The sequence below is a fragment of the Streptomyces zagrosensis genome, assembly GCF_014203645.1.
GTDB lineage: Bacteria > Actinomycetota > Actinomycetes > Streptomycetales > Streptomycetaceae > Streptomyces > Streptomyces zagrosensis.
Genome location: NZ_JACHJL010000009.1, coordinates 178121 through 204193 on the forward strand (window position 1 = coordinate 178121; position 26073 = coordinate 204193).

General features: G+C 69.6%; 20 protein-coding genes, 1 tRNA gene and 3 pseudogenes. 13 read left to right on the forward strand and 11 right to left on the reverse strand.

Annotated features, from left to right (window positions below; all coding sequences use genetic code 11):
• Nucleotides 1–119 precede the first annotated feature (119 nt).
• Nucleotides 120–193 (forward strand) — tRNA-Met (locus FHS42_RS18685).
• A 372-nt stretch (nucleotides 194–565) separates the two neighbouring features.
• On the opposite strand, the gene FHS42_RS18690 is transcribed toward FHS42_RS18685, so the two are convergent.
• Nucleotides 566–982, reverse strand: a complete 417-nt coding sequence (locus FHS42_RS18690) for a Fur family transcriptional regulator (protein WP_184573387.1) — start codon at nucleotides 980–982, stop codon at nucleotides 566–568.
• Nucleotides 983–1137: 155 nt separating this feature from the next.
• On the opposite strand from FHS42_RS18690, the gene FHS42_RS18695 reads away from it, so the two are divergent.
• Nucleotides 1138–2613: a catalase gene (locus FHS42_RS18695; protein WP_184573388.1), complete on the forward strand. Its 1476-nt coding sequence runs from the start codon at nucleotides 1138–1140 to the stop codon at nucleotides 2611–2613.
• Nucleotides 2614–2921: 308 nt separating this feature from the next.
• Here FHS42_RS18695 and FHS42_RS18700 read toward each other — a convergent pair whose 3' ends face one another.
• Both FHS42_RS18700 and hisN read right to left on the reverse strand, forming a co-directional pair.
• Nucleotides 2922–3350, reverse strand: a complete 429-nt coding sequence (locus FHS42_RS18700) for a CBS domain-containing protein (protein WP_184573389.1) — start codon at nucleotides 3348–3350, stop codon at nucleotides 2922–2924.
• Between the two features lie 456 nt (nucleotides 3351–3806).
• The gene (hisN, locus tag FHS42_RS18705; protein ID WP_184573390.1) at nucleotides 3807–4598 is read right to left on the reverse strand and encodes a histidinol-phosphatase; all 792 of its coding nucleotides are present in this window, start codon (nucleotides 4596–4598) and stop codon (nucleotides 3807–3809) included.
• A gap of 126 nt (nucleotides 4599–4724) precedes the next feature.
• Between hisN and FHS42_RS18710 the strand changes: the two genes are divergently transcribed.
• Nucleotides 4725–5453 carry a TetR/AcrR family transcriptional regulator gene (locus tag FHS42_RS18710; RefSeq protein ID WP_184573391.1) on the forward strand — a complete coding sequence of 243 codons (729 nt, stop codon included), beginning with the start codon at nucleotides 4725–4727 and terminating at the stop codon, nucleotides 5451–5453.
• A 63-nt stretch (nucleotides 5454–5516) separates the two neighbouring features.
• Here FHS42_RS18710 and FHS42_RS18715 read toward each other — a convergent pair whose 3' ends face one another.
• From FHS42_RS18715 to FHS42_RS18730, 4 genes are all read right to left on the reverse strand, one after another.
• Nucleotides 5517–5840, reverse strand: a complete 324-nt coding sequence (locus FHS42_RS18715; protein WP_184573553.1) for a DMT family transporter — start codon at nucleotides 5838–5840, stop codon at nucleotides 5517–5519.
• A gap of 93 nt (nucleotides 5841–5933) precedes the next feature.
• Complete coding sequence (gene rsgA / locus FHS42_RS18720; protein WP_184573392.1) at nucleotides 5934–6941, reverse strand: ribosome small subunit-dependent GTPase A; 1008 nt, start codon at nucleotides 6939–6941, stop codon at nucleotides 5934–5936.
• 10 nt (nucleotides 6942–6951) lie between these two features.
• Nucleotides 6952–8373, reverse strand: coding sequence for a 3-phosphoshikimate 1-carboxyvinyltransferase (gene aroA / locus FHS42_RS18725; protein ID WP_184573393.1), 1422 nt, complete (start codon nucleotides 8371–8373; stop codon nucleotides 6952–6954).
• A gap of 102 nt (nucleotides 8374–8475) precedes the next feature.
• Complete coding sequence (locus tag FHS42_RS18730; protein ID WP_184573394.1) at nucleotides 8476–9189, reverse strand: M50 family metallopeptidase; 714 nt, start codon at nucleotides 9187–9189, stop codon at nucleotides 8476–8478.
• Between the two features lie 466 nt (nucleotides 9190–9655).
• Between FHS42_RS18730 and FHS42_RS18735 the strand changes: the two genes are divergently transcribed.
• The 8 genes and pseudogenes from FHS42_RS18735 to def all read left to right on the forward strand — a co-directional run bounded on the left by FHS42_RS18735 (nucleotide 9656) and on the right by def (nucleotide 19629).
• A complete protein-coding gene (locus FHS42_RS18735; protein WP_184573395.1) occupies nucleotides 9656–10477 on the forward strand; it encodes an SOS response-associated peptidase in 822 nt (273 codons plus the stop codon).
• A 195-nt stretch (nucleotides 10478–10672) separates the two neighbouring features.
• Nucleotides 10673–11461 carry an alpha/beta hydrolase family protein gene (locus FHS42_RS18740; protein WP_246494961.1) on the forward strand — a complete coding sequence of 263 codons (789 nt, stop codon included), beginning with the start codon at nucleotides 10673–10675 and terminating at the stop codon, nucleotides 11459–11461.
• A 90-nt stretch (nucleotides 11462–11551) separates the two neighbouring features.
• Complete coding sequence (locus FHS42_RS18745; protein ID WP_221476647.1) at nucleotides 11552–12511, forward strand: sigma-70 family RNA polymerase sigma factor; 960 nt, start codon at nucleotides 11552–11554, stop codon at nucleotides 12509–12511.
• Nucleotides 12508–12798, forward strand: a pseudogene (gene rsrA / locus FHS42_RS18750) (mycothiol system anti-sigma-R factor); the annotation flags it as partial. The gene FHS42_RS18745 and the pseudogene rsrA, both read left to right, overlap by 4 nt.
• Before the next feature lie 814 nt (nucleotides 12799–13612).
• Nucleotides 13613–15001: pseudogene (locus FHS42_RS18755) on the forward strand (HD-GYP domain-containing protein); the annotation flags it as partial.
• A gap of 1090 nt (nucleotides 15002–16091) precedes the next feature.
• Nucleotides 16092–17162: pseudogene (locus tag FHS42_RS39140) on the forward strand (HD domain-containing protein); the annotation flags it as partial.
• Between the two features lie 689 nt (nucleotides 17163–17851).
• Nucleotides 17852–18850 (forward strand): tetratricopeptide repeat protein, encoded by a 999-nt coding sequence (locus FHS42_RS18765; protein WP_184573396.1) that lies wholly within the window; start codon nucleotides 17852–17854, stop codon nucleotides 18848–18850.
• Nucleotides 18851–18972: 122 nt separating this feature from the next.
• Nucleotides 18973–19629: a peptide deformylase gene (gene def / locus FHS42_RS18770; protein WP_184573397.1), complete on the forward strand. Its 657-nt coding sequence runs from the start codon at nucleotides 18973–18975 to the stop codon at nucleotides 19627–19629.
• Nucleotides 19630–19743: 114 nt separating this feature from the next.
• Here def and FHS42_RS18775 read toward each other — a convergent pair whose 3' ends face one another.
• Nucleotides 19744–20193, reverse strand: coding sequence for an ATP-binding protein (locus tag FHS42_RS18775; protein ID WP_184573398.1), 450 nt, complete (start codon nucleotides 20191–20193; stop codon nucleotides 19744–19746).
• Nucleotides 20194–20422: 229 nt separating this feature from the next.
• On the opposite strand from FHS42_RS18775, the gene FHS42_RS18780 reads away from it, so the two are divergent.
• Nucleotides 20423–21313, forward strand: a complete 891-nt coding sequence (locus FHS42_RS18780; protein ID WP_184573399.1) for a helix-turn-helix domain-containing protein — start codon at nucleotides 20423–20425, stop codon at nucleotides 21311–21313.
• A gap of 10 nt (nucleotides 21314–21323) precedes the next feature.
• The gene (locus FHS42_RS18785; RefSeq protein ID WP_184573400.1) at nucleotides 21324–21506 is read left to right on the forward strand and encodes a DUF397 domain-containing protein; all 183 of its coding nucleotides are present in this window, start codon (nucleotides 21324–21326) and stop codon (nucleotides 21504–21506) included.
• Between the two features lie 8 nt (nucleotides 21507–21514).
• On the opposite strand, the gene FHS42_RS18790 is transcribed toward FHS42_RS18785, so the two are convergent.
• The 3 genes from FHS42_RS18790 to FHS42_RS18800 form a co-directional block, all read right to left on the reverse strand.
• Nucleotides 21515–22057 (reverse strand): hypothetical protein, encoded by a 543-nt coding sequence (locus FHS42_RS18790; RefSeq protein ID WP_184573401.1) that lies wholly within the window; start codon nucleotides 22055–22057, stop codon nucleotides 21515–21517.
• A 295-nt stretch (nucleotides 22058–22352) separates the two neighbouring features.
• The gene (locus FHS42_RS18795) at nucleotides 22353–23309 is read right to left on the reverse strand and encodes a ribonucleotide-diphosphate reductase subunit beta (RefSeq protein ID WP_246494984.1); all 957 of its coding nucleotides are present in this window, start codon (nucleotides 23307–23309) and stop codon (nucleotides 22353–22355) included.
• Nucleotides 23310–23461: 152 nt separating this feature from the next.
• Nucleotides 23462–25999 (reverse strand): ribonucleoside-diphosphate reductase subunit alpha, encoded by a 2538-nt coding sequence (locus FHS42_RS18800; RefSeq protein ID WP_184573402.1) that lies wholly within the window; start codon nucleotides 25997–25999, stop codon nucleotides 23462–23464.
• Nucleotides 26000–26073 lie beyond the last annotated feature (74 nt).

Genomic DNA, 26073 nt, shown 5'->3' on the forward strand with positions numbered 1-26073 from the left:
GCCGCGTGCTGTGAGCTTGTTGCGGGCGTGCTGTGGGGGCGCTGGCGAGCGTGGCCGATGGTGCGCGCATCGCGATTTGCCCTGGTCGGCGGGGTGGGGTTACAGTAAGCACACAACGGCGCGGGGTGGAGCAGCTCGGTAGCTCGCTGGGCTCATAACCCAGAGGTCGCAGGTTCAAATCCTGTCCCCGCTACTCACGACAAGGCCCGAATCCTGATCAGGATTCGGGCCTTTGTCATGGGCGCATGTCTGTGCCGTGGGTTCGTGCGCGGCTGGAGACCGCGCATCGGGCTTGGCAGGGCCGCCGGGAAGCGGAACAGCGGGCACGTATGTGGGCCGCCGGTGCCGGCGGCTGTGCAGGAGTAGCCGCGCAGGAGCAGTCGCGCAGGGGCGGCGGGGCATCACCTGGGGGGGGGGCAGTGCCGGTGAAGCAGTGGGGCGGCGGGCCGGTGGGCCAGCGCGCGGACGTTATGCCGTACTCCCGTGCCACACAGCCCAGTTGGGACCGGCCCTCAACGCCGAGCTCTGTTGGTTCAGCGCCCGCGATGGCGCTTCGAACGGGCCGTCAGGCGCTTGCGCAGGAGGGGCAGACGCCTCGGTAGGTGACCTCGACCGCGGTGACCGCAAAACCGAAACGCTCCTGCTCGGGCAGATCGGAGAGCGGGTTGCCAGCGGGGTGCACGTCGCGGATGGTTCCGCAGCGGCTGCATACCAGGTGGTGGTGGTCGTGGTGGGCGTTGGGGTCGTACCGCTTGGCGCGGCCGTCCGTGCTCACCTCAATGACCTCGCCGAGCGACACCAATTCGCCAAGGGTGTTGTAGACGGTCGCCCGGGAGATCTCGGGCAGCCGGCTCGTCGCCAGGGCGTGTACCTCATCGGCGGTGTAGTGCACATGGTCCCCGTTGAGGACCTCGGCCACGACGCGTCGCTGGGCGGTCAGTCGCCAACCGCGTCCCCGGAGTCGTTCTAGCAGGTCACTCATGCCAATCACCTATCAGTCAGATAGGACCAGAGTAGCAGTGTCTGTCCATGACCAGACTTCGTACGTCTCTCCATTTCGTCTTGACTTAGACAAAGTCCAATGTAGGATCGGTTACGGCTCAGGCCAAGGGACAGGACGATACGCAGGAGGCGCACGTGACGGTTCAGGGCGAGACGGCTCAGTCGGCAGGACCGCTGACTACGGAGGCCGGTGCTCCGGTCGCCGACAACCAGAACAGTGAGACCGCGGGCGTCGGTGGCCCGGTGCTGGTGCAAGATCAGTCGCTGTTGGAGAAGCTGGCGCACTTCAACCGCGAGCGCATACCGGAGCGCGTGGTGCACGCACGGGGCGCGGGCGCGTATGGCACTTTTACGGTGACCGCGGACGTGACCCGGTACACCCGGGCGCACTTCCTTTCCGAGGTTGGCAAGCAGACCGAGACCTTCCTGCGCTTTTCCACGGTGGCGGGCAACCTGGGCGCGCCCGACGCGGTGCGGGACCCGCGTGGCTTCTCGCTGAAGTTCTACACCGAGGAGGGTAACTACGACCTCGTCGGCAATAACACTCCGGTGTTCTTCGTCAGGGACGCCATCAAGTTCCCCGACTTCATCCACACCCAAAAGCGGGACCCGTACACCGGCTCGCAGGAGGCGGACAACGTCTGGGACTTCTGGGGGCTTTCGCCGGAGTCCACGCACCAGGTGACGTGGCTCTTCGGTGACCGTGGCATACCCGCCTCGTACCGTCACATGGATGGCTTCAGCTCGCACACCTATCAGTGGAACAACGCGGCGGGCGAAGCCTTCTGGGTCAAGTACCACTTCAAGACCGACCAGGGCATCAAGAACCTGCGGGCCGAAGAAGCCGCTGTGCTGGCCGGGCAGGACCCCGACAGCCACCAGCGTGATCTGCGTACGGCCATTGAGCGGGGCGAGTTCCCGAGCTGGACCGTGCAGATCCAGGTCATGCCGGTGGCCGATGCGGCGACCTACCGCTTCAACCCGTTCGACCTGACCAAGGTCTGGCCGCACGCGGACTACCCGCCGATTGAGTTCGGCAAGTTGGAGCTCAACCGCAACCCCGAAAACGTCTTCGCCGAGGTCGAGCAGTCGATCTTCTCGCCCGCGCACTTCGTGCCCGGTATAGGCCCCTCCCCGGACAAGATGCTCCAGGGCCGGCTGTTCGCCTACGGCGATGCGCACCGCTACCGGGTGGGCATCAACGCCGACCACCTGCCGGTCAACCGGCCGCACGCCACCGAGGCGCGTAACTACAGCCGCGATGGCCTCGCGTACGACGGACGGCACGGGGGCGCGAAGAACTACGAGCCCAACAGCTTCGGCGGCCCCGCCCAGACCAACGCCCCGTCCTGGCAGCCGATCGCGGTCAGCGGCATCACGGGCAGCGAGACCACGCCCTTGCATGCCGAGGACAACGACTTCGTGCAGGCGGGCAACCTGTACCGGCTGATGTCGGAGGACGAGAAGGAGCGCCTGATCGCCAACCTGGCGGGCTCCATCTCCCAGGTGTCGCGCGAGGACATCGCCGAGCGAGCCATCGCGAACTTCCGCAAGGCGGACGCGGACTACGGCAAGCGGCTGGAGGCCGCGGTCCAGGCCCTACGCGGCTGAGTCGTCCGCGCAGCGGGCATACCGACTCGACTCCCTGGAGCCGGTGGCCCGCTGTGTGGACGGTGGAACGGTTGCTTGCCGTACTAACCGAAGAGGCCGGACGCCATGGGGCTCCGGCCTCTTCGTGCACCTGGAGATCGCCGGGGAGCACCGGAAAGCATGGGGTGCCTAGGCGCGGGTGCCAGTGAGCTGTGTGTGACGGGGGTGGGGCGTGACCGGGGTGGGGCCGGCGTGCTTCGCAAGAGCGTGGAACTCGCCGGGTCCGCCTGGCTTGAAGTACGGGGTTGAACTGCGGGGATGACGCGCGGTTACACCGTGCGGGCCGGGCTCACACTCGCTAGTGCGCTCCTTGGCTGACCGGCGCGGGACCAGTAGCGGATGATGTCGCGTACGGATACGAGTCCGACCGGTTCGCGGTCGTTGAGCACGATGAGATGCCGGAACCCGCCTCGTGTCATCGCCTGGGCGGCCTCTTCGAGGGTCCACTCGGGTGCGGCGTAGACGACATCCGTGGTGGTGTGGGCCTGTGCGGTCTCATGGTCGGGATTTTGGCCTGCGCCTAGGGAGTTCAGGACGTCGCGCTCGGTGAGAATGCCGAGTCCGCTGGTGTCGGTGTCGAGGACGACCGCCGCGCCGACCCGGCGATCGGCCATCAGGTGGGCGGCCTGGCGGAGGGTGTGATGGGGGCCGATGGTGAGGACCACCGTGCTCATGGCGTCGCGGACGAGAGTGGGCATGGGCTGGAGCCACCTCCTTGGAGAACCCGCTCGGCGAACCCTGCGCCCAAGGGCACCTCGGGAAAGCATTCACAAGCGCACAAGCGGGAGGATTCTCATATTCACATGGGTTGGCCGGCACAACAAGAGCCCGAACAGGGGGACATGGCGCGGACCGCTCCGGCGCTGCCCGACTCGCCGAGGCTCAAAGCGGCGGTTTTCCCCAGTGCAATCGACGTCGGCGCCGGTGACAAGGGCGCGCGAGGCGCCCGAATGGGGCGCACTGTGCTGTCACCTGAAGGAGGCACCAAAAGGGAACACCTGAGACGGGCTCGGGTGGAAAACGCCTGTATGGGGCGCGCCATGGGGGAGCACCGATAAGGGTGCGCCACGGCGGCAACCGCCGCCGGCGGATGGCCGGCCGGCGGCGGTGCTGGGCGCTACCGCGAGGCAAGGGCTACTGCGGGGCGGGGCGTGTTACCCGAGGCGGTTGAGCAGTTCCTCGTGGAGCAGGCCATTGGAGGCAGCGGCGTTGCCGCTGTGTGGCCCGGGCCTTCCGTCGAGCCCGGTGAACCGGCCGCCCGCCTCCTGCACGATGACCGCGTTGGCGGCCATGTCCCACAGCGACAACTCCGGCTCGGCGCAAAGATCGACCGAGCCTTCGGCGACCATCATGTACGGCCAAAAATCGCCGTATCCGCGGGTGCGCCAGCAGTCGCGGGTCAAATCCAAGAAGCTGTCGAGCTTCCCGCGCTCCTCCCAGCCGCTGAGCGAGGCGTAGCCGAATGAGGCATCGGTGAGCGTGTTGACCTTGGACACCGCGATCCGGCTGGCCGACGAGAGGCTACGCCCGGTGTAAGCGCCGAGCCCCTCCGCGGCCCACCAGCGACGGCCGAGCGCCGGGGCCGACACCATGCCGACCACCGGTCGGTCGCCGCCCTCGCCGCGCTCCATCAAGGCGATGAGGGTGGCCCATACCGGTACGCCGCGTACGTAGTTCTTGGTGCCGTCGATCGGGTCGATCACCCAACGGCGTGGGCCGGCGCCCTCGCTGCCGAACTCCTCGCCGACCACCGCGTCCCGCGGCCGTGCACGCTGCAATGACGTGCGGATCAGCTCTTCGGCGGCCTTGTCGGCATCACTGACGGGTGTCATATCGGGTTTGGTCTCGACCTTGAGGTCCAGAGCCTTGAACCGTTCCATGGTCGCGGAGTCGGCCGCGTCCGCCAGCACCTGTGCGAGCCGCAGATCATCGTGGTAGTCGGGCATGCTCGCACACTACCTCGCACAAGCGGGACGATTCGGCGCTCGCGGGGGCTATTGACAGCGTCTGGCGGCGCGTCAATTCTGTGGCGCACGGCAGCCATGTTGGCTGTCCGGGCCTGGGAGGCAACGATGCCTACAGCGCGTGAAGTTTTACTGAATGCCGCTTTTGTCGCTCTGGGTCGCCGCCCGTGGGCCGGGGTGCGGATGGTGGATGTAGCCGCCGCTGCCGGGGTGTCCCGGCAGACCCTCTACAACGAGTTCGGCAATAAGGACGGCCTGGCCAGGGCGCTGATGCGGCGCGAGGCGGAGGCGTATCTCCGGGGCGTGGAACGGGCGTTGGTGGCTGCCGACGATGCGAGCGATCCCGGTGACCGGCTGGCCGCTGCCGCCGTGTGGACCGTACGAGTAGCGCGTGACAATGCGCTCGTACGGGCGGCGCTGACCGGCTGCTGGGATGACTGGCTCCCGGCCCCGGCGGCCGGGCCACCGGCGCTCCCCGGGCAGCGGCCGGCGCCGGGTAGCGCATCCGTGGCGGCCCACCGGGAACTGCGCCCCGCGACGGACGCCGGGCGGGGGCCGGTAGTGGTGGACAGGCCCGTGGATGCCGCGGGGCCGGGCGCGTCGCTGCCAACCCCCGTGGAACTGGTGCAAACCGTCAGCGATCGATCACTGGCGGCACTCAGCGACGACTGGCCACCGGAGTCGGCGGCTGATCTGGCGCGAGTGTGCGAGACCGCGGCGCGGCTAGCGGTGTCGTACGTAGTCGCCCCGGGCAAGCCGGACGAGGTGGCCTGGCTGGTCCGCGAGGTGCTGGTGCCGTGGCGTACGGCTGGGCAGGGCGAGCCGAGCTGGCGCTGAGCCCACCGCGGCTGGGCCCCGCGCCACAATCGGCCGACGGCTGGCCCGCGCGCAAAGCAGCGCTCAGTGTGTCGTGCTGGAGAGCTGGAGGCCGATCACGCCCACGATGACCAACGAGATAGAAACGATCTTGAAGGTGGAGACCAGGTCGTCCAGAAAAATCATGCCGTAGATCGCCGTGCCCGCCGCGCCGATCCCCGTCCACACCGCGTACGCCGGGCCGACGTCCAGCTTCTTCAAGGAGAGGGTGAGCAGCCCGAAGCTGCCGAGCGCGAAGATGCAGAAGGCGACCGTTGGCCAGAGCCGGGTAAAGCCGTGGGAGAGCTTGAGGCAGATGGCGAAGCCGGTCTCCAGGAGGCCGGCGACCACAACGAGCAGCCACGCCATCAGATTGCCTCCCACGTTCGGTCTGTGTGCGATTAAGGATGTACCTCGGAGATCAACGGGCAAACGTCGTCCCGGTGTTCCCTTTGGATGTACTCAGTCCCCCTCGCGCCGTTCGCGGGTTGCGAGCAGCCTGCGTAGCGAGTAGAGCCGATCCCCATCGGCGTGCCCCTCGGCGACCCATGCATCGAGTGCACAGTCGGGTTCGTCGTGGCTACAGGCGCGCGGACAGCCCTCGGTGCCCGCCTCCAGATCGGGGAAGGCGTGGATGACGCGCCCCGGGTCCACGTGGTGCAGCCCGAAGGAGCGCACGCCCGGGGTGTCGATCACCCAACCGGTGCCGTCCGGGAGTGGTAGGGCGAGCGCCGATGTGGTGGTGTGCCGACCGCGTCCGGTGACCGCGTTGACCAGCCCCGTGGCGCGTTTGCGGGCCGGAACCAGGGCGTTGACGAGCGTTGTCTTGCCGACCCCGGAGTGTCCGACGAAGGCGGTGACCCGCCCGGCGAGCTGTTCCCTGACCTGGTCGGCCGTGGCATCGTCGATCAGGTCATCGCGGCTGGTGACCACGTGCGGCACATCGAGCAACTTGTACGTCGCCAGTAGCGTTTCGGCCGGCGCCAGGTCCGACTTGGTCAACACGAGCAGCGGCTCCAGGCCGGCGTCGAAGGCCGCCACCAGGCAGCGGTCGATGAGCCGGGGGCGCGGTTCGGGGTCGGCGAGCGCGGTGACGATCGCGAGCTGATCGGCGTTGGCGACCACCACCCGCTCGTACGGATCGTCGTCGTCGGCCGTTCTGCGCAGCACAGACGTGCGTGGCTCGACCCGCACGATGCGGGCCAGGGTGTCCTTGTCGCCGGTCAGGTCGCCGACGATGGCCACCTGGTCGCCGACCACCACTCCCTTGCGGCCTAGCTCGCGGGCCTTCATGGCATGGATCGTCCGGTCTTCGACCAGACAGGTGATCCGGCCCCGGTCCACGGTGAGCACGAAGCCGGGTACGGCGTCCTCATGCTTGGGGCGGATGGTGGTGCGCGGGCGGCTGCCCTTGCGACCTGGGCGGATGCGTACGTCGTCCTCGTCCGGGTGCTTTCCGTAGCGGCGCATCGTCGGACGCTCAGACCCTCGACATCGGGGCCGGCCCGGCTGGCGAGCCGAGCATCCCTGTCCACAGGCCGGGGAAGTCGGGCAGGGTCTTGGCGGTGGTGGCGACGTTTTCCACCTGGACGCCGGGGACGGTGAGGCCGAGCACGGCGGCTGCGGTGGCGAGCCGGTGGTCCTCGTAGGTGTGGAAGATGCCGCCGTGCAGCGGGCGTGGCCTGATGCGCAGCCCGTCCTCGGTTTCGGTGACGTCGCTGCCCAACTCGTTCAGTTCCTTGGCCAGCGCCGCGAGCCGGTCGGTCTCGTGTAGCCGTAGATGGGCGATGCCGCGCAGCACCGACTCGGAGTCGGCCAGCGCGGCGACCGCGGCGATCACCGGCGTCAACTCGCCCACCTCGTGCAGGTCGGCGTCGATGCCGGTGATGCGACCGGTGCCGGTGAAGGTCAGCGCCGTGCCGTCCGATGTGGCGGTGAACTCACAGGAGCCGCCCATGTCGGTGAAGATGCCGCGCAGTGCGTCACCGGGCTGGGTGGTGTGCTCGGGCCAGTCGGGGATGGTCACCCGGCCGCCGGTGACCAGCGCCGCGGCCAGGAAGGGGGCCGCGTTGGACAGGTCGGGCTCGACCACCAGGTCCCGGCCGAGCAGCGCGCTCGGTGCCACCCGCCACACATCGGGCTCACCGCCCGACTCGGGGGTGTCCACGGCGGCGCCCGCGCTGCGCAGCATGTCCACGGTCATCCGAATGTGCGGCATCGACGGCAGCGTGGACCCCACGTGCCGCACCTCGACGCCCTGGTTGAAGCGCGAGCCCGACAACAGCAGGGCGCTGACGAACTGTGAGGAGGAGGAGGCGTCGATACGGACCGGGCCGCCGTCGATGATGCCGTTGCCGTGCACGGTCAGCGGCAGTGCGCCGCGGCCGTCGTCGTCGATGCGGGCGCCGAGGGCGCGTAGCCCGTCGATCACGCCGTGCAGCGGGCGTTCATACGAACGAGGGTCGCCGTCGAACCGAATCGGCCCCTCTGCGAGAGCGGCGACCGGCGGCAGGAAGCGCATGACCGTACCGGCGTTGCCGACGTCCACGGTGGCCGGACCGTGCAAACCGGCGGGGATCACCCGCCATGCCTCACCGCCGCCCTCGGGGGCGTCGGGTTCGCCGGGGGAGCCGGGAGCAGCGGAGGTGGCGGAGTTCGACGCGATGGTCTCCTCGACGCCGACGCCCATGGCGCGCAGCGCCTCGGCCATGAGCAGGGTGTCGCGCGAGCGCAGCGGGCGGCGCAGCCAGCCAGGTTCGGCGGCGAGTGCAGCCAGGACCAGGCCGCGGTTGGTGACGGACTTGGAACCGGGCACGGTGACGGTCGCATTGACCGCTCCGTGCGCGAGCGGAGCGGGCCAGAGCGCGAGTGCGTCGTCTGGAAAAGTCTCAGTGCCGGTCATGAGCCTTACTTTAGTGGCTCCGCCGGAGGACGAATCTCGATCAAAAACGGTGAATCCCCTCCGTAACACGGCACTGCTAGAAGTCTGCTCGGCCAAGGTCGTTCACAGGGCGAGTAGCCAGCGCCCGCCGCCGACCAGCGAACACAGCGTGACCGTGTGGAAGAAAAACATCCACATTGCGGCGGGCACATGGGTGAGCCGGGCGAGCTGGTCCGGGTCGGAGTCCCCGGCGTGCCCGTACTGGCGCTTGCGCTGGAGTTCGAACGGCGGGCGCACCCCGCCCAGCAGCAGGAACCACACCACGCCGTACGCGAACGCCGCCTGCACCTCGGGCTCCGTCAGCCAGGAGATGAGCAGGAATATCGCGCCGGTGACCACGACCGACAGCACCCCGTACGCATTGCGGATCATCACCAGCATGGCGATCAGCAGCGCGGTTGCGCCCCACAGCAGCGCTGTGATGTGCCCTGCGGCGAGTAGCCAGGCGCCGCCAAGACCCAGGAGTGAGGGCGCGGTGTAGCCGGCTGCCGCGGTGAGGATCATGCCGAGTCCGGTGGGCTTGCCTCGCGAGAGGGTCAGCCCGGAGGTGTCGGAGTGCAGTCGGATGCCGTCCAGGCGGCGCCCGCTGAGCAGCGCGATGATCCCGTGACCACCCTCGTGGGCGATGGTGATGGCGTTGCGGCTCAGGCGCCACGTGGTGCGGTAGACCACGGTCGCCAGCGCGATCAGGCCGGTGATCGCAACCAGCCACTGCGAGGGGTCGGGCTGGGTGCCGACGACGCGGTCCCACAGCTCGGTTGCGCTGGTGCTGTCCATGTGCGGGCGGCTCCTTGGGTCCCGGGCTCGTCCCCGGTTGGCCTGATCGTTTGGCGGGTCTGATCGTTTGGTGGGTCTAGCGGGTCTAGCGGGTCTAGCGGGTTCTCGGGTCTATCGGGTCTAGCGGGTTCAGTGGGACCTGGCCGGGGTGATGAATGACGCAGTCTGGCACTCCGGGCGGACGGTATGAAAAACGCGGCGGCGGGAGGCGGGGTTCCACGCGTACGCCCCGAGGTCGAGCCACGGGCCATCCGTGAAGGTGGGGAGTGCGGGTGAGCGCATGGGAGTGCGGGTGCGGGTGTGTGGGGCGCGCGGGGTGCCCGATACGCGCGTTACAGCGGGTGACGTCGGGATGCGGGCCGACGACTGGGGCGATTGCTGCACGGAGCGCTGGGCCAGTGCGGCAGCATGGGTGGGGCAACGGTGCGGTGCTCAGAGGCAGTAAGCAGGTAAGAGGGGTAGCGAGATGTGCGGACGGTACGCGGCGAGCAGGAAGCCCGAGGAACTGGTCGGGCTGTTCGGCGTGACGCAGGGGGAGCCGACCGAGGCGCTGGCCCCGGACTGGAACGTGGCGCCGACCAAGAGCGTGTACGCCATCCTGGAGCGGCCCCTGAAGCAGTCGGCCGACCCCGCCCCGGTCCGCCAGCTCCGGACGCTGCGCTGGGGCCTGGTGCCGTCGTGGGCGAAGTCGCCCGATGTAGGCGTGAAAATGATCAACGCGCGGGCCGAGACGGTGCACGAAAAGCCCTCCTTCCGGCGCCCCTTCACTGCCCGGCGTTGCCTGATACCGGCGGACGGCTACTACGAGTGGGTGACCGGCGCCGACGAGCGCCAGTTGGAGGAGCGGGGTCGCAAGAAGCGCCCGCGTAAGCAGCCGTACTTCGTTACGCCCGTGGACGGCTCGGTGATGGCAATGGCCGGGCTCTACGAGTTCTGGCGGGACCGCACGCTGCCCGACGATCATCCGCAGGCGTGGTGGGCGACCTGCACGGTGATCACGACGGAGGCTGAGAGCGAGCCGTTGGCGAACCGGGACACGGACGCCAGCGGGCCGGCTTCGCTCGCGGAGATCCACCCGCGTATGCCGCTGATGCTGACTTCGGACCGCTGGGCTGCCTGGCTCGACCCGTCCCGCACCGACGAGGAGTCCCTGCGGGCGCTGCTTACGCCGCCGCCCGGTGGGCTGTTGCGGGCCTACCCGGTATCCACGGATGTGAGCAATGTCCGCAACAACGGCCCGGAGCTGCTGGCGGAGCTGCCGGCGCCGGAGGAGGAAACCCTGTTCTAGCGGCTGCTTTCTGACGGTCGTTTTCGCGTGGCTGTCTTCTCGCGGCTGTTTTCTCGTGGTCGGGCCGTGGCGGGGTCGTGGCTCGGCCGTGGGGCTGGCTTTGGGCGGTCTTCGTACGGTCAGGGAGCGGTCTCGGGGGGCCCCGCCGGCGGGTGGAATGGGACGGCGGCCCGGTTGCGAGGGCAGGATGAGCGGATGCGTACGACAGCGAACAAGGACGGTGGCGGGGCGGCTGGCAAGGCCGCGGGCGGCGCCGGAAGCACGGGTGTGAGCAGAAGCAAGGCCGCGGGTGGCGCCGCGAACACGAGCACGGGCGACAGCGGGAGCCCGAGCGGGGCGGAGCCCGGGGCCGCGGGGGAGAGCGAAACCGTGGCGACCCCCGCTGGAGACGCGCGGGTCACCTGGCATCGCGCGCCCGGGGCCCGCGTCGTCCTGGCCCTGGGGCACGGGGCGGGTGGTGGCATCGAGGCCAGGGACCTGCGTGCGCTGGCGGCGGCCCTGCCGCCGCGCGGCGTGAGTGTGGCCCTGGTGGAGCAGCCGTGGCGGGTCGCGGGGAAGAAGGTGGCGCCGGCGCCGGGGACGCTGGACACCGGTTGGATCGCGGTGTGGCCGGTCCTGGCCGGGCCAGGGCTGCCGGTGATCGCGGGCGGGCGCAGCGCCGGCGCCCGGGTGGCCTGCCGCACCGGCCGGGAGCTGGGGGCCAGCGCGGTACTCGCGCTCTCCTTTCCCTTGCACCCGCCCGGCAAGCCGGAGAAGTCCCGCGCCGGCGAGCTGCTCGACGCGGGGTTGCCCACGCTTGTGGTGCAAGGTGGCCGAGACCCGTTCGGCCGACCCGACGAATTTCCCGATGGGACCGACATCGTGGAGGTTCCGGAGGCCGATCATGGCTTTGCGGTGCCGAAGAAGGCTGAGCTGACGCAGGAGGCGGCGGTGAGCGTGATCACAGACGCCGTGACGCGGTGGCTGGATCGCAGCGGTTATTAGGCCCGGGAATGCGGGCCGGGGCGCGGATGTTGTGCGTGGCGTAGAGATCAAAACGTAGCGGCATCAGTACGAGGAATGGGAGATTCCCGCATGGGTTCGCTTGTTTGCCCGTCCCGTCCGCAGACCGCTGGCCTGGCGTGGTCGCAGGTGCGGGTAGACCAGTCCGCGCTGGCTGGAGCGGCGGGCGGGCCGGATCGTCGTCTATTCTCCGACTCAAGCGGGTCCGCATCCGGTCTCGCCACGGTGTTGGAGGAGGTGGGTCCGGTCACTGGGACGGACGCGGGGACCGACGGCACGATGCGAGGCTCGGCTGACGCGCGGCAGCAGGACGCCGCGGCGCAGGTGAGCCACGATGAGAATGAGGCCGCCCAGGCCGAGAACGAGACCGCCAGCCGAGCCGACAACGAGACCACCGCCGAGCGAAACGCCCGCTTCGAGCGAGATGCCCTCACTTTCCTCGACCAGATGTATTCAGCCGCGTTGCGGATGACCCGTAACCCGGCCGACGCCGAGGATCTGGTTCAAGAGACCTACGCCAAGGCGTATGCGTCCTTCCATCAGTTCCGTGAGGGCACCAACCTCAAGGCGTGGCTGTACCGCATTCTCACCAACACCTTCATCAACTCGTACCGCAAGAAGCAGCGCGAACCGCAGCGCAGCGCCGCCGAGGAGATCGAGGACTGGCAGCTCGCTCGCGCCGAGTCGCACATGTCCACCGGGCTCCGCTCCGCCGAATCGCAGGCGCTCGATCACCTGCCCGATTCGGACGTGAAGGCAGCGCTCCAGGCGATTCCCGAGGAATTCCGTATCGCGGTCTACCTGGCGGACGTTGAGGGGTTTGCCTACAAGGAGATCGCGGACATCATGGGTACACCTATCGGTACGGTGATGTCTCGACTGCACCGTGGGCGCCGCCAGTTGCGGGGTCTGCTGGAGGACTATGCCCGTGGACGCGGGTTGGTGCCTGCGGGCGCGGGTGCTGTGTCGAGCGGGGTCTCCCCGGCATCGTCAGGGGAAGAGTCGCACGATCGGAAAGGCTCGAGCTCATGAGCTGCGGTGACCCGCACGAGACGGACTGCTCTGAGGTCCTCGACCATCTGTATGAGTTTCTCGATCACGAGATGCCGGACGGCGACTGCGCCAAGTTTGAGGTGCACATCGACGAGTGCTCGCCGTGTTTGGAGAAATACGGCCTGGAGCAGGCCGTGAAGAAACTCGTCAAGCGCTGCTGCGGGCATGATGATGTGCCAGCTGATCTGCGCTCGAAGGTGATGGGCCGGATCGAGTTGATCAGGTCCGGCCAGGCCGTCCCCGACCAGGCGATCTTGGAGACCGGCCCCGGTGCCTCGGTGCACGGGGGTGGCCCGAAGGCCGCCCCTCGGGAGTCCGGCACTGCGGAGACGGACGCCGCGTCGGCGTCCGATTCCGCCGCGATCCCCGGGGCGGCTACGGCCACAGCCGCCGCCTCGGCTCCGGCGACCGCAGCTCCCTCGACGTCGGCCCAGACCCTTGGGGCATCGGCCACCGGGGCTGCCGACAGTGGTGCGGAGACCGCGGCCCGCGACTGAACGCCCGAGCGCTGCGCCAACTGAGCGCTGGGCTAAGTGAGCGCTGTGCCACCGAGCGCTCGGCCGTCGAGGATTCGGCTACCCGTGCCGTGACGGTCGTGAACGTCGTGCATGCCATCAGCGGCATCAGGATTGGTGTGTTCGGCTAGGTCGTAAGGCGCGGCGGCCCAAGCCAGTACGGCATGCCGCGGCACGCGCCTCGGGCCAGTACGGCACATCGCGGAGCCCAGCCCCCAGCCCCGTACGACGCGACACTGCATTCAGCCCAGCCCAGTACGACGCGACCAGGGACGCGGCCCGGTTCAGTACGGCAGGCCGCGGCCCGCGCACCAGCCCAAGTGCGCGACGGACGGTGGGTCACCGGGACCGCTGCGGGGCTCGGTGCACGCCCTTCGTCGGCGTTAGAACACGTGGGCGGGTATGGCGCGCCGCGCCACCCTTGCGCCACCAGATCGTCACCCGAAGGTGTGTATCTGTTCCCGCCGAGCGGCTGATTCCACCTGAGCAGACGTTTTTGCCATCGGGCCGTCCTATCCTCCCCAACCTGACGTCGAAGCCTGTGTGGGCGGGGAGGAAGGGCACCATGCGGGCACTCCCGCGAGCAACGCGCGTCTCCATCCTGGGCGCCGTATCAGCGGCGACCATCTGTGGCCTACCGATCCTCACGGCAGGCCCTGCCACGGCCTTTATCTCCGGCCCTGCCACGACTTTCCTCTCCAGCTCCGCCATGACCTTTGTCTGGGGTCCCGCGGTCCTTCCGGTGACCTCCGACGCCGCCGCCTGGCTTCCGGTGGTGCTGCTCGCGCTCGTCTTCGCGGGCTGCCAGGAGGTGAGCCGGCGCGCGGCGTACGGCACGGGCCGCGCCGCCACGGTGGATGGCCCGCCACCCGAATGGGGCAGTCCGGTGCTCCTCGCCGGGGCCTTCCTCCTGCCGCCGGCCGCGGCGGCCTTGGTCCCCGTTCCCGGCGCGCTCATCGGGCGGGGGGAGCAGCGGCCGATGTCCGTCAGCCGCGCGGGGGACGTCGTACGGCTCTCGCTCGCCTCGTACGCGGGTGCCACGGCCTTCGCGGCGCTGGATGGCCCGGCGGCGGTCGTGGCGGCCGACGTTCCGCATGCGCTGCTGCCCGCCGCCGTCGCGGCGCTCGCCTGCTGCCTGGTCGTGGTGGTCCTTGACCGCGGCGCCATGGGCACTACCGGACGCAGCAAGCCGCGCACGGCCTGGTCCACCTGGCTGGTCCGCTCCTGCGCCCCGCACCTGCTCCATGGGCTCGCAGGTTTGACGATGGCCGTGCTGTGGCGCAGCCCGTACGGGCCACCGGCCGCCCTGCTCGTGCTGCTGCCGATCGCCGTCTCCTGCTGGGCCCTCGCACAGTGCTACCGGGAGCGAGCCGCACATCAGGCGACGGTGCGGGCCCTCGTGCAGGCCGTCGACCTCAAGGACCGCTACACGCGCGGGCACGGCGAACGCGTGGGCCGCGCCGCGGTGCTGATCGCCCGCGAGTTGGGGATGGCGGAGGAGCGCCTGGAGACGCTGCGGATCGCCGGGGTGCTGCACGACGTCGGCAAGCTCGGCGTGCCGACCCGGCTGCTGCGAAAGAACGGGCCGCTGACCCCGCAGGAGCGAAGCGTCATCGAACTGCACCCCGAGCACGGGGACGCGATGGTGCGCGGCATCGGTTTCCTCGACGAGGCCAGGTCAGCGATCTTGCACCACCACGAGCGGCTGGACGGCAGCGGCTATCCGCACGGCCTTGCCGGATACGAGATCCCCGAGGCCGCGCGGGTGGTGGCGGTCGCGGACGCGTTCGACGCCATGACCTCGACCCGCAGCTATCGGCGCGCCCGACCGGTGGCCGCTGCGGTCGAGGAGCTCAGGCGCTGCGCGGGCTCGCAGTTCGACCCCCGCATGGTGCGTGCCTTGGCCCGGGCACTGGCCCGGCACGGCTGGCAGCCCGAAACTGCCGCCGATGGCATCGAGTACGACGCGGCGGGACCTCACGGCGGTGCCATCGACAGCGGCTGCGCCTACCTGGCCTCCGGGGCCGCCTATGGCCCTGCGGATCACCGGGCGCACGGAAGCGCGTACGACCGTGTGCGCGAGGGCGCGTATGGCCGGACGTACGAGGGCACGTGTGGCGACGCGTACGAGAGCGTCCTCCACGGTGTCGTGAACGGTGGTGGGGCCCCCGAAAGCCTGCGAGGTGGGGCGGGCGAAGGCGGGCACCGTGGGGCGGCTGAGGGGGCGTACGGGGCTGCTTACGCGAGCGGTGTGCACGGTCGGGGGTACGCCGAGGAGGGCGAGGGGAATCGCGCGCAGGGTGACATGACGGGGCGCCGAGAGGCTTATGGGTGCGCGGATACGGGCGCGACGGCAGAGCCCGATGTGAGACCTGTTGCGTCAAGTGAGCCGAAGGGCGCGAGCGATAGGAAGGGGCAGGGGGACGCGAGGAGGTCGAAGGGAGTGAGGGGATCGAAGGCTTCGGGAGTGCTCGGGGTGCCCGGCGATGTGCCGTTCCCGCGCTCCGATGACCTGCGGTCGGTGCCAGCCCCGGCGCATGCGGCGCGTCCCCCTCGGGGCGAGGAGCATGGCTGACGCCGCCGCGCCGAAGGGTGCGGGACACGATGGCCTGCCCCCCGGCGTGGCAAGCGACGCGGCAGCGGGCGCCGACGAGCCGGGGGAGTGGGATGGGCGCAGCCGGCGCCAGCAGCGGCGCGCGCGCCGCCGGTTGCTTCGGCCGGGTGGGTGGGGCAGTTGCCCCCGCCCCGGTGGGACGCTCGCCGTCGCCGTCACTTACGGCGTGGCCGGCGCCCTCGCCGTCGCCTCGTGCGGCTGGACGGCGTGGCAGGGGCTGAGCGCGCCCCGGATGGCGCTCGCGTTCGGGGCGCTGATCGCCGCTGGGGAAGCCATCCGCTGCCGGGAGGCCGCGCCGGCCACCGCGACGCCGAGGGCAGCGACGCCCGAAGCAGGGGCGCCGCAAGCAGTTGAGCAGGGCACGGCCACGCCGGGCACCTGCTCTCTCCTGGACGCGCCCGGGAGCCGCGGCACGTCGGAGCAAGACCCGCTGGCCGGCCTCCTAGGCCCCGGCGACTGGACGGCCCCGATGGCCCGAGCCGACTCAACACGCCGCCCACTAGCGGCCGATGGTGGCCCGAAAGCAGGTGAGTACGCGGTGCTGGGGCGGGAGCGGGAGCCGACTCCGCTGGCCGCTGCGGGGGCGCTCGCGTATGTGTTGCTCGGCATGGTAGCGGGCGAGCGGGGGGCGTTCGGCGTGGCGCAGACCGTCGCGATCGTCCTCGCCGCAAGCCTGGTCGGTCTGGTGGTGCCCGTCGCGCTCGGCCAACGCCCTGGCGTCGATCGCCTGGTGCGCCGGGTGCTCACGGTCGGCTTCGCCGTCACCTGCTGCCAACCGCTCTACCACAGTGGCCCGCTGGCCCCGTGGCACATCGAAGGGCCCCATCGTGTCCCGTACTTGCTGGCCCTTCTCCTTCTCACGGCGCTGTATGACGCGTTGTTGACCGCCACGTTCGCGTGGGCGCGCACCAACGGGTCGTACGCGCCCTTGCTGCGCGACCAGTTGCGCGCGCTCCTCGGCATGGGGGTCGTGGTGTGTGCGACGGGTGTGGTGATGGCGCTCGCCGTGGACGCTGCCGGGCTGTGGACGCTGCCGGTCTTCGGCGTGCCGCTGTTGCTCGCACAGGGTGCGTTGCGCCGGGGCGCCGCCGTGCGGGCCACCTATCGGCAGACCGTCGCCTCGCTGGCCTGTGCCACGGAGATCGCCGGGTATACCCCGCCAGGGCATGCGCGGCGGGTGGCGCTGCTCAGCCAGCAAGTCGGCAGGGAACTCGACCTGTCCGAGCGCGCGCTGAGTGTCCTCGAATGTGCGGCCCTGATGCATGACATCGGTCAGCTTTCGCTGGTCGATCCGGTTCCGGCCGGGGCCACCGAGCCGCTTCCGGCCCCTGAGGCGCGTCGGATAGCCCTGCTCGGCGGCGCTGTCGTGCGGCAGACCGGGGTGCCGGCGGAGGTTGCCGTCGTGGTGGAACAGCAGGCGGCACCGTACCGGGAGCAGCCGCTCACCGCTCGCATCGTTCGGGTGGTCAACGCGTACGTAGACCTCACGGGTGATCTTGGTGCGCAATCCGCTGCGGCACCTTGCGACGCGGCACCGCTCCCTTCGACGCGGGGCGTGCACACGGCCCCCAGCGGCGGCGAGGGCGCGCAAGAACCGGTGGACCGCGATGGCGGAGCAGGCTGGGGCACGGACTGGAATACGGACTGGGATACGGGTGGGGGAGCGGGCTGGAATGCGGGTGGAGGGTCGGCCGCGGGGGCGGACTCGGGGCGGCCGGGGGGAATGCTGTGGGCGATGAGGCGGTTACAACGAGGGACGGTGCGGGAGTACGACCCGGCGGTGGTGGCGGCGCTGGCGCGGGTGCTCCAACGGGCGCCCCGCGATTGATATCGCAGGGTGAAATTTGCGTTCCGTGCGGTGGATGTCGGAGTGGTGGGAGGGGGCCGAATTGGGTGGTGACTTGGTAACCCTCCGTTCAGCAGTTCCACGTCTGGCAGGCGGTTGTCAGAACCCATGGGTAATGAGCGAGCCCCAGAATGGGCATGGTTGGATGCGGAGAAAGCTGAGTGAAGGGGTGTCGGGGCGCTGACCGGCGGCAAGGAGTAGGGGTAGTGCACCCCATCCCCCGACCACATCTCGGGGGCCGGGCTGAGATGTCCGTGAAGATGTGGCAGGTTGTCGTCAGGGAGGGCGACGCCGCTCGCAAGGGCACTGGCGCGGAATGACGCAGCAATCGGCAGGCGGGAATCGTGAGGATCTTCGGCAAGGTACGGCACCGGCCATCCGCTTCCTGGCGGCAGGCCACCGACCGTGCGTTCACGCTCATCGGCGACGGCCGGTACGAGGACGCGGGCGCGCTGCTGACGCGCGCCGTCGATCTGGAGCCGTGGCTCTCCGAGTCCTGGTTCAACCTGGCCCTGCTGCATAAGTTCCGGCATGACTGGGAGCAGGCACGGGCCGCCGGGCTGCGCGCCGTCGCACTGCTCGACCGAGACTCCGGGGCCCCCGACTGGTGGAACGTGGGCATTGCCGCCACCGCGCTCCAGGACTGGCCGCTGGCCCGCCGGGCCTGGCAGGCGTACGGGCTGAAGCCGCGTGGCGACCAGGCGGTGACCTCCGGGCCCGCCGGCACCCCCGTGGACATGGATCTTGGCAGCGCGGCCGTGCGGCTCTCGCCCGAGGGCGAGGCCGAGGTCGTGTGGGGTCGCCGCCTCGACCCGGCCCGCATCGAGGTGCTGAGCATTCCGCTGCCGTCCTCGGGGCGGCGCTGGGGCGAGGTCGTGCTGCACGACGGCGTGCCGCACGGCGAGCGGACCACGGCCGCCGGGCCCTCCTACCCCGTCTTCGACGAGATCGAGCTGTGGGCACCGTCGCCCGTGCCCACCTGGGTGGTGCTCATCGAGGCGGCCCGCGAGATCGACCGGGACGCGTTGGAGCGGCTGGCGGCGGACGCGGGCTTCGCAGCCGAGGACTGGTCGTCGTCGGTTCGGCTGCTGTGCCGCTCCTGTTCCGAAAGCCGGATGCCCAGCGACGAGGGCGACGGCGAGCACCTGGACCCGCACGACCACAGCGAACCTGGCCACCCCGGCCCGCTCGGGCACCGCACGGCGGGCTCCGGATCGCTGTGGATGCCGGAACGGGAGTGCGGCATCGCGGCCCCGGCCGGGCTGGTGCGCGGCCTGCTGGACGGCTGGGTGGCGGACAGCCCGGATACGCGCGAGTGGCGAGACCTGGAAGAGGTCTGCTGAGGGTTTGCCGGGGGCGCCGGGGCGGCGCTGCTGCCGCCGTATCGCGGACCGGGGCGGTTGCTGTTGCCCGTACCCTGTAGGGCGGGACGAAGCAGAGATTCCAGGAAGGCTTACGGCGGACCATGGCGCAGCAAGAGACCGACCAGCAGGTGAACGAGGAGTCCTCACTGCCGGAGGCGGAGGACGGGTTCGTCATCGACACCCAGGACTGTGAGGAGCGCGAGCAGGCTCACCGCGAGCGCGGCACGGCCCGTCCCATCACCGTCGTGGGCAACCCGGTGCTGCACAAGGAGTGTCAGGACGTCACCGTGTTCGACGACGAGCTGGCTGCGCTCATCGATGACATGTTCGCCAGCCAGCGGGCGGCTGAGGGTGTGGGCCTGGCCGCCAACCAGATCGGTGTGGACCGCAAGGTCTTCGTCTACGACTGCCTGGACGACGAGGGGGCCCGCCATGTCGGCGCGATCTGCAACCCGGTCCTGATCGACCTGCCCGCCGAGCGCCGCAACCTGGACGACTCCAACGAGGGCTGCCTGTCGGTGCCCACCGCCTACGCGTCGATGCCCCGCCCGGACTATGCCGAGGTGCGCGGCCAGGACGCCCAGGGCAAGCCGATCAAGGTCAAGGGCACGGGCTACTTCGCACGTTGCCTCCAGCACGAGACGGACCACCTGCACGGCTACCTGTACATCGACCGCCTCTCCTCGCGCGACCGCAAAGACGCCCTGCGCCAGATGGAGGAGGGCACCCCGCGCTACGAGACGGTGCCCAACGACTGAGCCGTACGGTCACGGCTTCCCCGGGCCGCTCCAGGCCGCGCGCTTGCGAGGCGGCCGGGGCGGCCCGCTCGGTTCGGCCCCCCATTCCGCACGGAGCTCCTGGGGAGGCCGGCGCTAGGCCCGCACTCGCGCCCCGAGCCGGAACCAGATGGCCTTGCCTGGGCCCGGCCCATGCCGGCACACGCCCCACTCGGCGGCGCACTCGCTGATGAGGAAGAGCCCGCGCCCGTGCTCATCGTCCCCGCCGCGGCGATACGGGCGGGAGACGGTGGGGCCGCCGGGTGCGTCATCGCAGACCAGCACGCGGAAAGAGCCCGCGGGTGTCCAGTCCGCGTAGAGGGTCACGGGGGCGGAACACCCGGAAAGCAAACAGGCGTTGACGGCGTTGGTGACCGCCTCCGAGGTCAACAGCAGGGCGTCGTCCGTGAGTTCCGTACGATGCGCTGACGTCAGCGCGGTGCGTACGGCCTCCCTGGCGGTACGGACCCAGCCGGGGTCCGGCGGAAACACGAGGGAGAAGTCGGGGTGCGGCGCGGCTTCCGTCGCAGCGGTGGTGGGGCACATGGCGTGACTCCTTCGGCACCTGAGCCCGTACGTGCGCGTGGGCGCCGACGCGCGGCCAACTGGGCGTGGCTGCGGCGTACTTCCGGCTTGCGTCGCCGTGCGAGCGGTTCGTCTTCGACGGTAGAGAGCTTTGTTTCTGCTTAGCAACTCGATCGGTGGAATTGCCCCCAACGAGTGGCACGCAACTCCCCGCGCACGGCAGACTGCTGGCCATCGCAAGGAGGCCGTCATGGGGCTACGAACCAATCCGACACAACGACAGCGCCGATTGGGCATTGAGCTGCGAAAGCTCAGAGAAGCGCGGGGCTTGACGCTGGCGCAAGCTGCTAGCTTCGCTGGCCTTGGCGCACCACATCTGGGGCATATCGAAGCGGCTCGTACGGCCATTCCCGAGGTTAAGCTGCGGGCTCTGGCGGATGGCTGTGGTTGCAAGAACGAAGCTCTGGTCAACGCTTTGGTTGCCATGAGCAACGCCACGGGCAAGGGGTGGTGGTCGCGGTACAAAGAAACACTCGCGGCAGGTGCCCTCGACCTCGCCGAGTTGGAGTCGTCTGCTGTCGGTTGCAAGACGTTCCAATGGATCTATGTTCCTGGTCTGTTGCAGACGCCCGACTACACACGAGCCTTGCTGAAGGGTGGATCGCCCGACGCGTCACTACAGGTGGTGGAGGCATCCGTTGCTTTCCGTCTGCACCGGCAGCGGATCATCACAGACGAACCCGTTGTACCCCTCCACGCAGTTATCCATGAAGCGGCGCTGCACATGCAGTTCGTCGGGGCCGAGGTCATGCGGAAGCAGATCGAGCACCTCGTGGGGATGGCACGACTCCCACACGTGCGCATCCAGATTCTGCCGTTCACAGCGCGCGACTATCCAGCCCGCTTCGGCACGCCGTTCGTTGTGTTCGAGTCAGTCATGAGCGAGCTGAATACCGTATACGTCGAGCATCCGGTCTCATCGCCGTTCGTCAACGAACCCTCTCAGCTCGCCGAGTTCTCAGATGCTTTCGATCGCTTGAGTGGTGTGTCACTGCCCCCGATTGACCTCCTACTCGAACCCGAGTTCCATATGCGGAAGGACTCTCTTGGTCTTATCCAGCACCTGCTGTACGCCTTGTGAAAGGGACGAGATGTCGGAACTTCGATGGCAGAAGTCGAGCTACAGCGGTGGCGGCACGAGCGGGGAGTGCGTCGAGGTAGCCCCCGGCCCCGATGGGCTCCTGCACATACGTGAGAGTGATGCGCCGGATGTGACCCTGGTGGTGTCCGGGGTCGTGTGGGGGGCTTTTCTGCGGGGGATCAAGGCAGGTTGAGCCGTCCGTCAGCGAGGGCGGCGGAACCACTGGCTTGTGGTGCGTTGCGACAGCAGGACCACCGTGACGATGGCGGCGATCGCGGCCGGGCCGGTGTGGTACTCCCGCATCGCGCTCAGGCTCGCGGCGATGGCGATCGACGTGAAGACGATCGCGGTCACCTTTGTGCCGTGGCCCCCCTTGCCGAACCGGAACGCGCAGATCGCTCCCGCGTACCAGAAGAGACCGATGCTGAACACCGCGCCCGCAGTGCGCGCGCCGTCGTGGGCACCCGCGAGGATGGAGACAAGGACGAAGAACCCGGCGCCTACGAAGAGCAGCACTTGCGCGGCGCGGACGATGCCTGGCATCTGCTGCGGGAGGTAGCCGCCCTGGCCCGGTGGTATCCCGGGGTAGTGGAGCGGGTGCACGTGCGGCTGAGTCCCGTACTGCGGAGCGTAGTAGCCCTGGGCGGGCCCCGCTCCGAAGTGGGGTGTGTGGCCTTCGGGCGAGGCGGCTCCGGGGCTGGAGGGTGAGGTCGGGCCGTAGGCGGGGTGTTCGGGTCCGGGCATGCGCACACGCTAGCGGGGGCTTGTCGAGCCCCGGCGGGCTTTGGGGTGATGTGTCCCGCGTAGGCCGTGGCAGGTCCGTGCCAGCGAAGAAAGGGACAGGTGAAACACGGCGCACGGCCAGGTGGATGACGACCCCAAGAACCAGTGGAGCAAGGGCGATTGGAGCACGGCGCGAGGGACAGCCGGAGCGAGACACAAAGGCGGGCGGACCCGGCCACCTGGCCAGGCCCGCCCGTCTCGCAAGACGGCAGACGGCTACTTCGTAGCGGCGCGCGTCCCGTGTGTCAGGGAGCGATCAGAACTCGTCGTCGAAGGAGACTGAGCCCTCCACCGCGACCTGGTACGCCGATGGCCGCCGCTCGAAGAAGTTCGTCAACTCCTGGACGTTTTGCAACTCCATGAAGGAGAACGGGTTCTCCGAGCCGTACCGGGCCGGCAGGCCGAGGCGGCGTAGGCGCTGGTCGGCGACGCACTCCAGGTAGGCGCGCATCGACTCGGTGTTCATGCCGTGCAGCCCGTCACCGCACAGGTCGCGGGCGAACTGCAACTCGGCCTCCACGGCCTCTTCCAGCATCGCGGTGACCTCCCGGCCCATCTCCTCGTCGAAGAGGTCGGGCTCCTCCGCGCGGACCGTGTCCACCACCGAGAACGCGAAGTCCATGTGCATGGACTCATCGCGGAACACCCAGTTGGTGCCGGTGGCCAGGCCGTGCAGGAGGCCGCGCGAGCGGAACCAGTACACGTAGGCGAACGCCCCGTAGAAGAAGAGGCCCTCGATGCAGGCTGCGAAGCAGATCAGGTTGAGCAGGAAGCGGCGGCGGTCCGCCCTGGACTCCAATCGGTCCAGCTTCTCCACCTCGTTGATCCACCGGAAGCAGAACTGCGCCTTCTCGCGGATGGAGGGGATGCTCTCGACGGCGTCGAAGGCCGCGGTGCGGTCCTCCGGGTCGGGGAGGTAGGTGTCGAGCAGCGTCAAATAGAACTGGACGTGCACGGCCTCTTCGAACAACTGCCGGGACAGATACAGCCTGGCCTCGGGCGAGTTGATGTGCTTGTAGAGGGTCAGGACCAGGTTGTTCGCCACGATGGAGTCGCCCGTGGCGAAGAACGCGACCAGCCGGCCGATCAGGTGCTGCTCGCCAGGCGAGAGCTTGGCCAGGTCGGTGACGTCGGAGTGGAGGTCCACCTCCTCCACGGTCCAGGTGTTCTTGATCGCGTCGCGGTAGCGGTCGTAGAAGCCCGGGTAGCGCATCGGGCGCAGGGTCAGTTCGAAGCCCGGGTCGAGCAGGTTCTTCGTCTTCGCCGCGGCCTTGGCCGAACTGCCGGCGGCGGTCGTGGCCTTGGCGGGGGTCGTGGCCTTGGCCTCCGTCGTGTTCGTGGTGGCCGGGGTCTGGGCCGGGCTGGTCACTGGCATGCCTCGCAGGACTCGGGGTTCTCAAGGGAGCAGGCGATCGCGTCGATTTCGGCGGGCGTCTGCTGCGCGGGTACGGGGGCCGGCGCTGGGGTCGGGGTGCCGGTCGTCGCCTCGGCGGCGCGTGCGGAGTGCGCGATGCGGGTGGCGGGGCGCGAGCGCAGGTAGTACGTCGTCTTGATGCCGCGCTTCCAGGCGTACGCGTACATCGAGCTGAGCTTGCCGATGGTGGGCGAGGCCAAGAAGAGGTTCAGCGACTGGCTCTGGTCCAGGTAGGGGGTGCGGTCGGCGGCCATGTCGAGCAAGGCGCGCTGCGGGATCTCCCAGGCGGTGCGGTACAGGTCGCGCACCTCCTGCGGCACCCAGCCGAAGTCCTGGATGGAACCGTTGGCCTCGCGGAGCGCGTCGCGGGTTTGGGTGTCCCACACGCCCAGCTTCTTCAGGTCCGCCACCAAATAGGCGTTGACCTGGAGGAACTCACCGCTGAGCGTCTCGCGCTTGAAGAGGTTGGAGACCTGTGGCTCGATGCACTCGTACACGCCCGCGATCGATGCGATGGTCGCGGTCGGCGCGATGGCAAGGAGCAGCGAGTTGCGCATGCCGGTCTTCGCGATCCGGGCGCGCAGCGCGTCCCAGCGCTCGGGCCAGTACGCGTTCGCGTCCGCGTAGTGGTCGGGGTGGAGCACGCCGCGCGCGGTGCGGGTCGCGGCCCAGGCCGGGTGCGGGCCGCGCCGCTCGGCGAGCTCTGCGGACGCCTCGTACGCCGCGAGCATGATCCGCTCGGCGAGCCGGGTGGACAACTCCTTGGCCTGCGGCGAGTCGAAGGGCAGCCGCAGCCGGAAGAAGACGTCCTGGAGGCCCATCACGCCAAGGCCCACCGGGCGCCAGCGGACGTTGGAGGTGCCGGCCTGCTCGGTCGGGTAGAAGTTGATGTCCACCACGCGGTCCAGGAAGGCGACGGCGGTACGGACCGTGCGGTCCAGCTTCTCCCAGTCGATGCCCGCGTCCCACGGGGCTGTTGTCTCCGCGGTACCAGCGCCTAGGGGGGCGTTGGCTGCATCTAGCGGGCCCTCGCGTAGATGCGCGGCCAGGTTGATCGAGCCGAGGTTGCACACGGCGGTCTCGCCGTCGTCCGTGACCTCCAGGATCTCGGTGCACAAGTTGGAGGAGTGGACGACCTTGCCGGGTTCGGCGGTCTGGTTGGCGGTGCGGTTGGCGGCGTCCTTGAAGGTCATCCAGCCATTGCCGGTCTGCGCGAGGGTACGCATCATCCGCGCGTACAGCGTCCGCGCCGGCACCGTCTTGACGGCCTTGCCCGCGGCCTCGGCCGCCCGGTAAGCGGCATCGAACTCATCGCCCCACAGGTCCACCAGGTCCGGCGCGTCGGCGGGCGAGAACAGCGACCAGTCGGCGTCCGTCTCGACCCGGCGCATGAACTCGTCCGGAACCCAGTGCGCGAGGTTGAGGTTGTGGGTGCGGCGGGCCTCCTCGCCGGTGTTGTCCCGCAGTTCGAGGAACTCCTCGATGTCCGCGTGCCAGGTCTCCAGGTAGACACAGGCCGCACCCTTGCGCCGGCCGCCCTGGTTGACGGCGGCGACCGATGCATCGAGCGTGCGCAGGAACGGCACGATGCCGTTGGAGTGCCCGTTGGTGCCGCGGATCAGCGAACCGCGAGAGCGGATGCGGGAGTACGAGAGGCCGATGCCGCCCGCGTGCTTGGAGAGCCGTGCGACCTGGTGGTAGCGGTCATAGATCGAGTCGAGCTCGTCCAGCGGCGAGTCCAGCAGATAGCAGGACGACATCTGCGGGTGTCGGGTGCCGGAGTTGAACAAGGTGGGAGAGCTGGGCAGGTAGGCGAGCGAACTGGTGAGCCGGTACAACTCGCTGACGTCCGCCAACGCCCGCTGCGAGCCGTCCTCGGCCAGGCCGCAGGCCACGCGCAGCAAGAAGTGCTGAGGGGTCTCGATGACCTGCCGGGTGATCGGGTGGCGCAGCAGATAGCGGCTGTGCAGGGTGCGCAGGCCGAAGTAACCAAAGCGGTCATCAGCACGGCCCACACCGTGTCCGCCAGCGCCCGCGCCAGCACCCGCAGCCCAGTCGCCGGGCACCGCGTTGATCTCCGCGATGAGCGCGTCCAGGCGCGCCGCGTGAGCCCGTACGAACGCCGCTGTCTCGTCCGCGATCAGCCCCTCACGGTGACCCACAGCAATCGATGCGGAGAAGGACACCGCGCCCTGCTCGGCGGCCTCCTGCGCGATCGCCCGAGTCAGCAGCCGCGCGGCGAGCCGCGAATACTGCGGCTCCTCGGCGATCAGACCGGCCGCAGCCTCGGTCGCAAGCGACCGCAACTCCGCCTCGTCCGAGCCGGGATGGCGTCCGCGTAGCGCAGTGGCGGCGACCTTTCCGGGGTCGGTGGCGGGCAGGTCGGCGGTGAGGTCGGTCAGGACGCGCAACAGCTGCGTCCCGGCTCCTTCGACCGCTGACTCTGAGACGGACTGGCGTGCAACCGGGTCCGCTGGCGCGATGGTCACGTGTGGCTCTCCCTCGCTCGGCAAGGGGCCAGGCGGGGCGGGCGGAAGGCGCGTACGGGCCGCCGCGGCCGGTG

Coding starts and splice junctions, on each gene's coding strand:
- FHS42_RS18690 (WP_184573387.1), bottom strand. CDS start 982: ATGAGTGACCTGCTAGAACGACTCCGGGGACGCGGTTGGCGACTGACC.
- rsgA (WP_184573392.1), bottom strand. CDS start 6,941: ATGCGCCGCTACGGAAAGCACCCGGACGAGGACGACGTACGCATCCGC.
- hisN (WP_184573390.1), bottom strand. CDS start 4,598: ATGCCCGACTACCACGATGATCTGCGGCTCGCACAGGTGCTGGCGGAC.
- FHS42_RS18745 (WP_221476647.1), top strand. CDS start 11,552: ATGGGTTCGCTTGTTTGCCCGTCCCGTCCGCAGACCGCTGGCCTGGCG.
- FHS42_RS18730 (WP_184573394.1), bottom strand. CDS start 9,189: ATGGACAGCACCAGCGCAACCGAGCTGTGGGACCGCGTCGTCGGCACC.
- FHS42_RS18775 (WP_184573398.1), bottom strand. CDS start 20,193: ATGTGCCCCACCACCGCTGCGACGGAAGCCGCGCCGCACCCCGACTTC.
- FHS42_RS18740 (WP_246494961.1), top strand. CDS start 10,673: ATGCGTACGACAGCGAACAAGGACGGTGGCGGGGCGGCTGGCAAGGCC.
- FHS42_RS18715 (WP_184573553.1), bottom strand. CDS start 5,840: ATGGCGTGGCTGCTCGTTGTGGTCGCCGGCCTCCTGGAGACCGGCTTC.
- FHS42_RS18785 (WP_184573400.1), top strand. CDS start 21,324: ATGTCGGAACTTCGATGGCAGAAGTCGAGCTACAGCGGTGGCGGCACG.
- def (WP_184573397.1), top strand. CDS start 18,973: ATGGCGCAGCAAGAGACCGACCAGCAGGTGAACGAGGAGTCCTCACTG.
- FHS42_RS18795 (WP_246494984.1), bottom strand. CDS start 23,309: ATGCGCTACCCGGGCTTCTACGACCGCTACCGCGACGCGATCAAGAAC.
- FHS42_RS18710 (WP_184573391.1), top strand. CDS start 4,725: ATGCCTACAGCGCGTGAAGTTTTACTGAATGCCGCTTTTGTCGCTCTG.
- aroA (WP_184573393.1), bottom strand. CDS start 8,373: ATGACCGGCACTGAGACTTTTCCAGACGACGCACTCGCGCTCTGGCCC.
- FHS42_RS18780 (WP_184573399.1), top strand. CDS start 20,423: ATGGGGCTACGAACCAATCCGACACAACGACAGCGCCGATTGGGCATT.
- FHS42_RS18700 (WP_184573389.1), bottom strand. CDS start 3,350: ATGCCCACTCTCGTCCGCGACGCCATGAGCACGGTGGTCCTCACCATC.
- FHS42_RS18735 (WP_184573395.1), top strand. CDS start 9,656: ATGTGCGGACGGTACGCGGCGAGCAGGAAGCCCGAGGAACTGGTCGGG.
- FHS42_RS18790 (WP_184573401.1), bottom strand. CDS start 22,057: ATGCCCGGACCCGAACACCCCGCCTACGGCCCGACCTCACCCTCCAGC.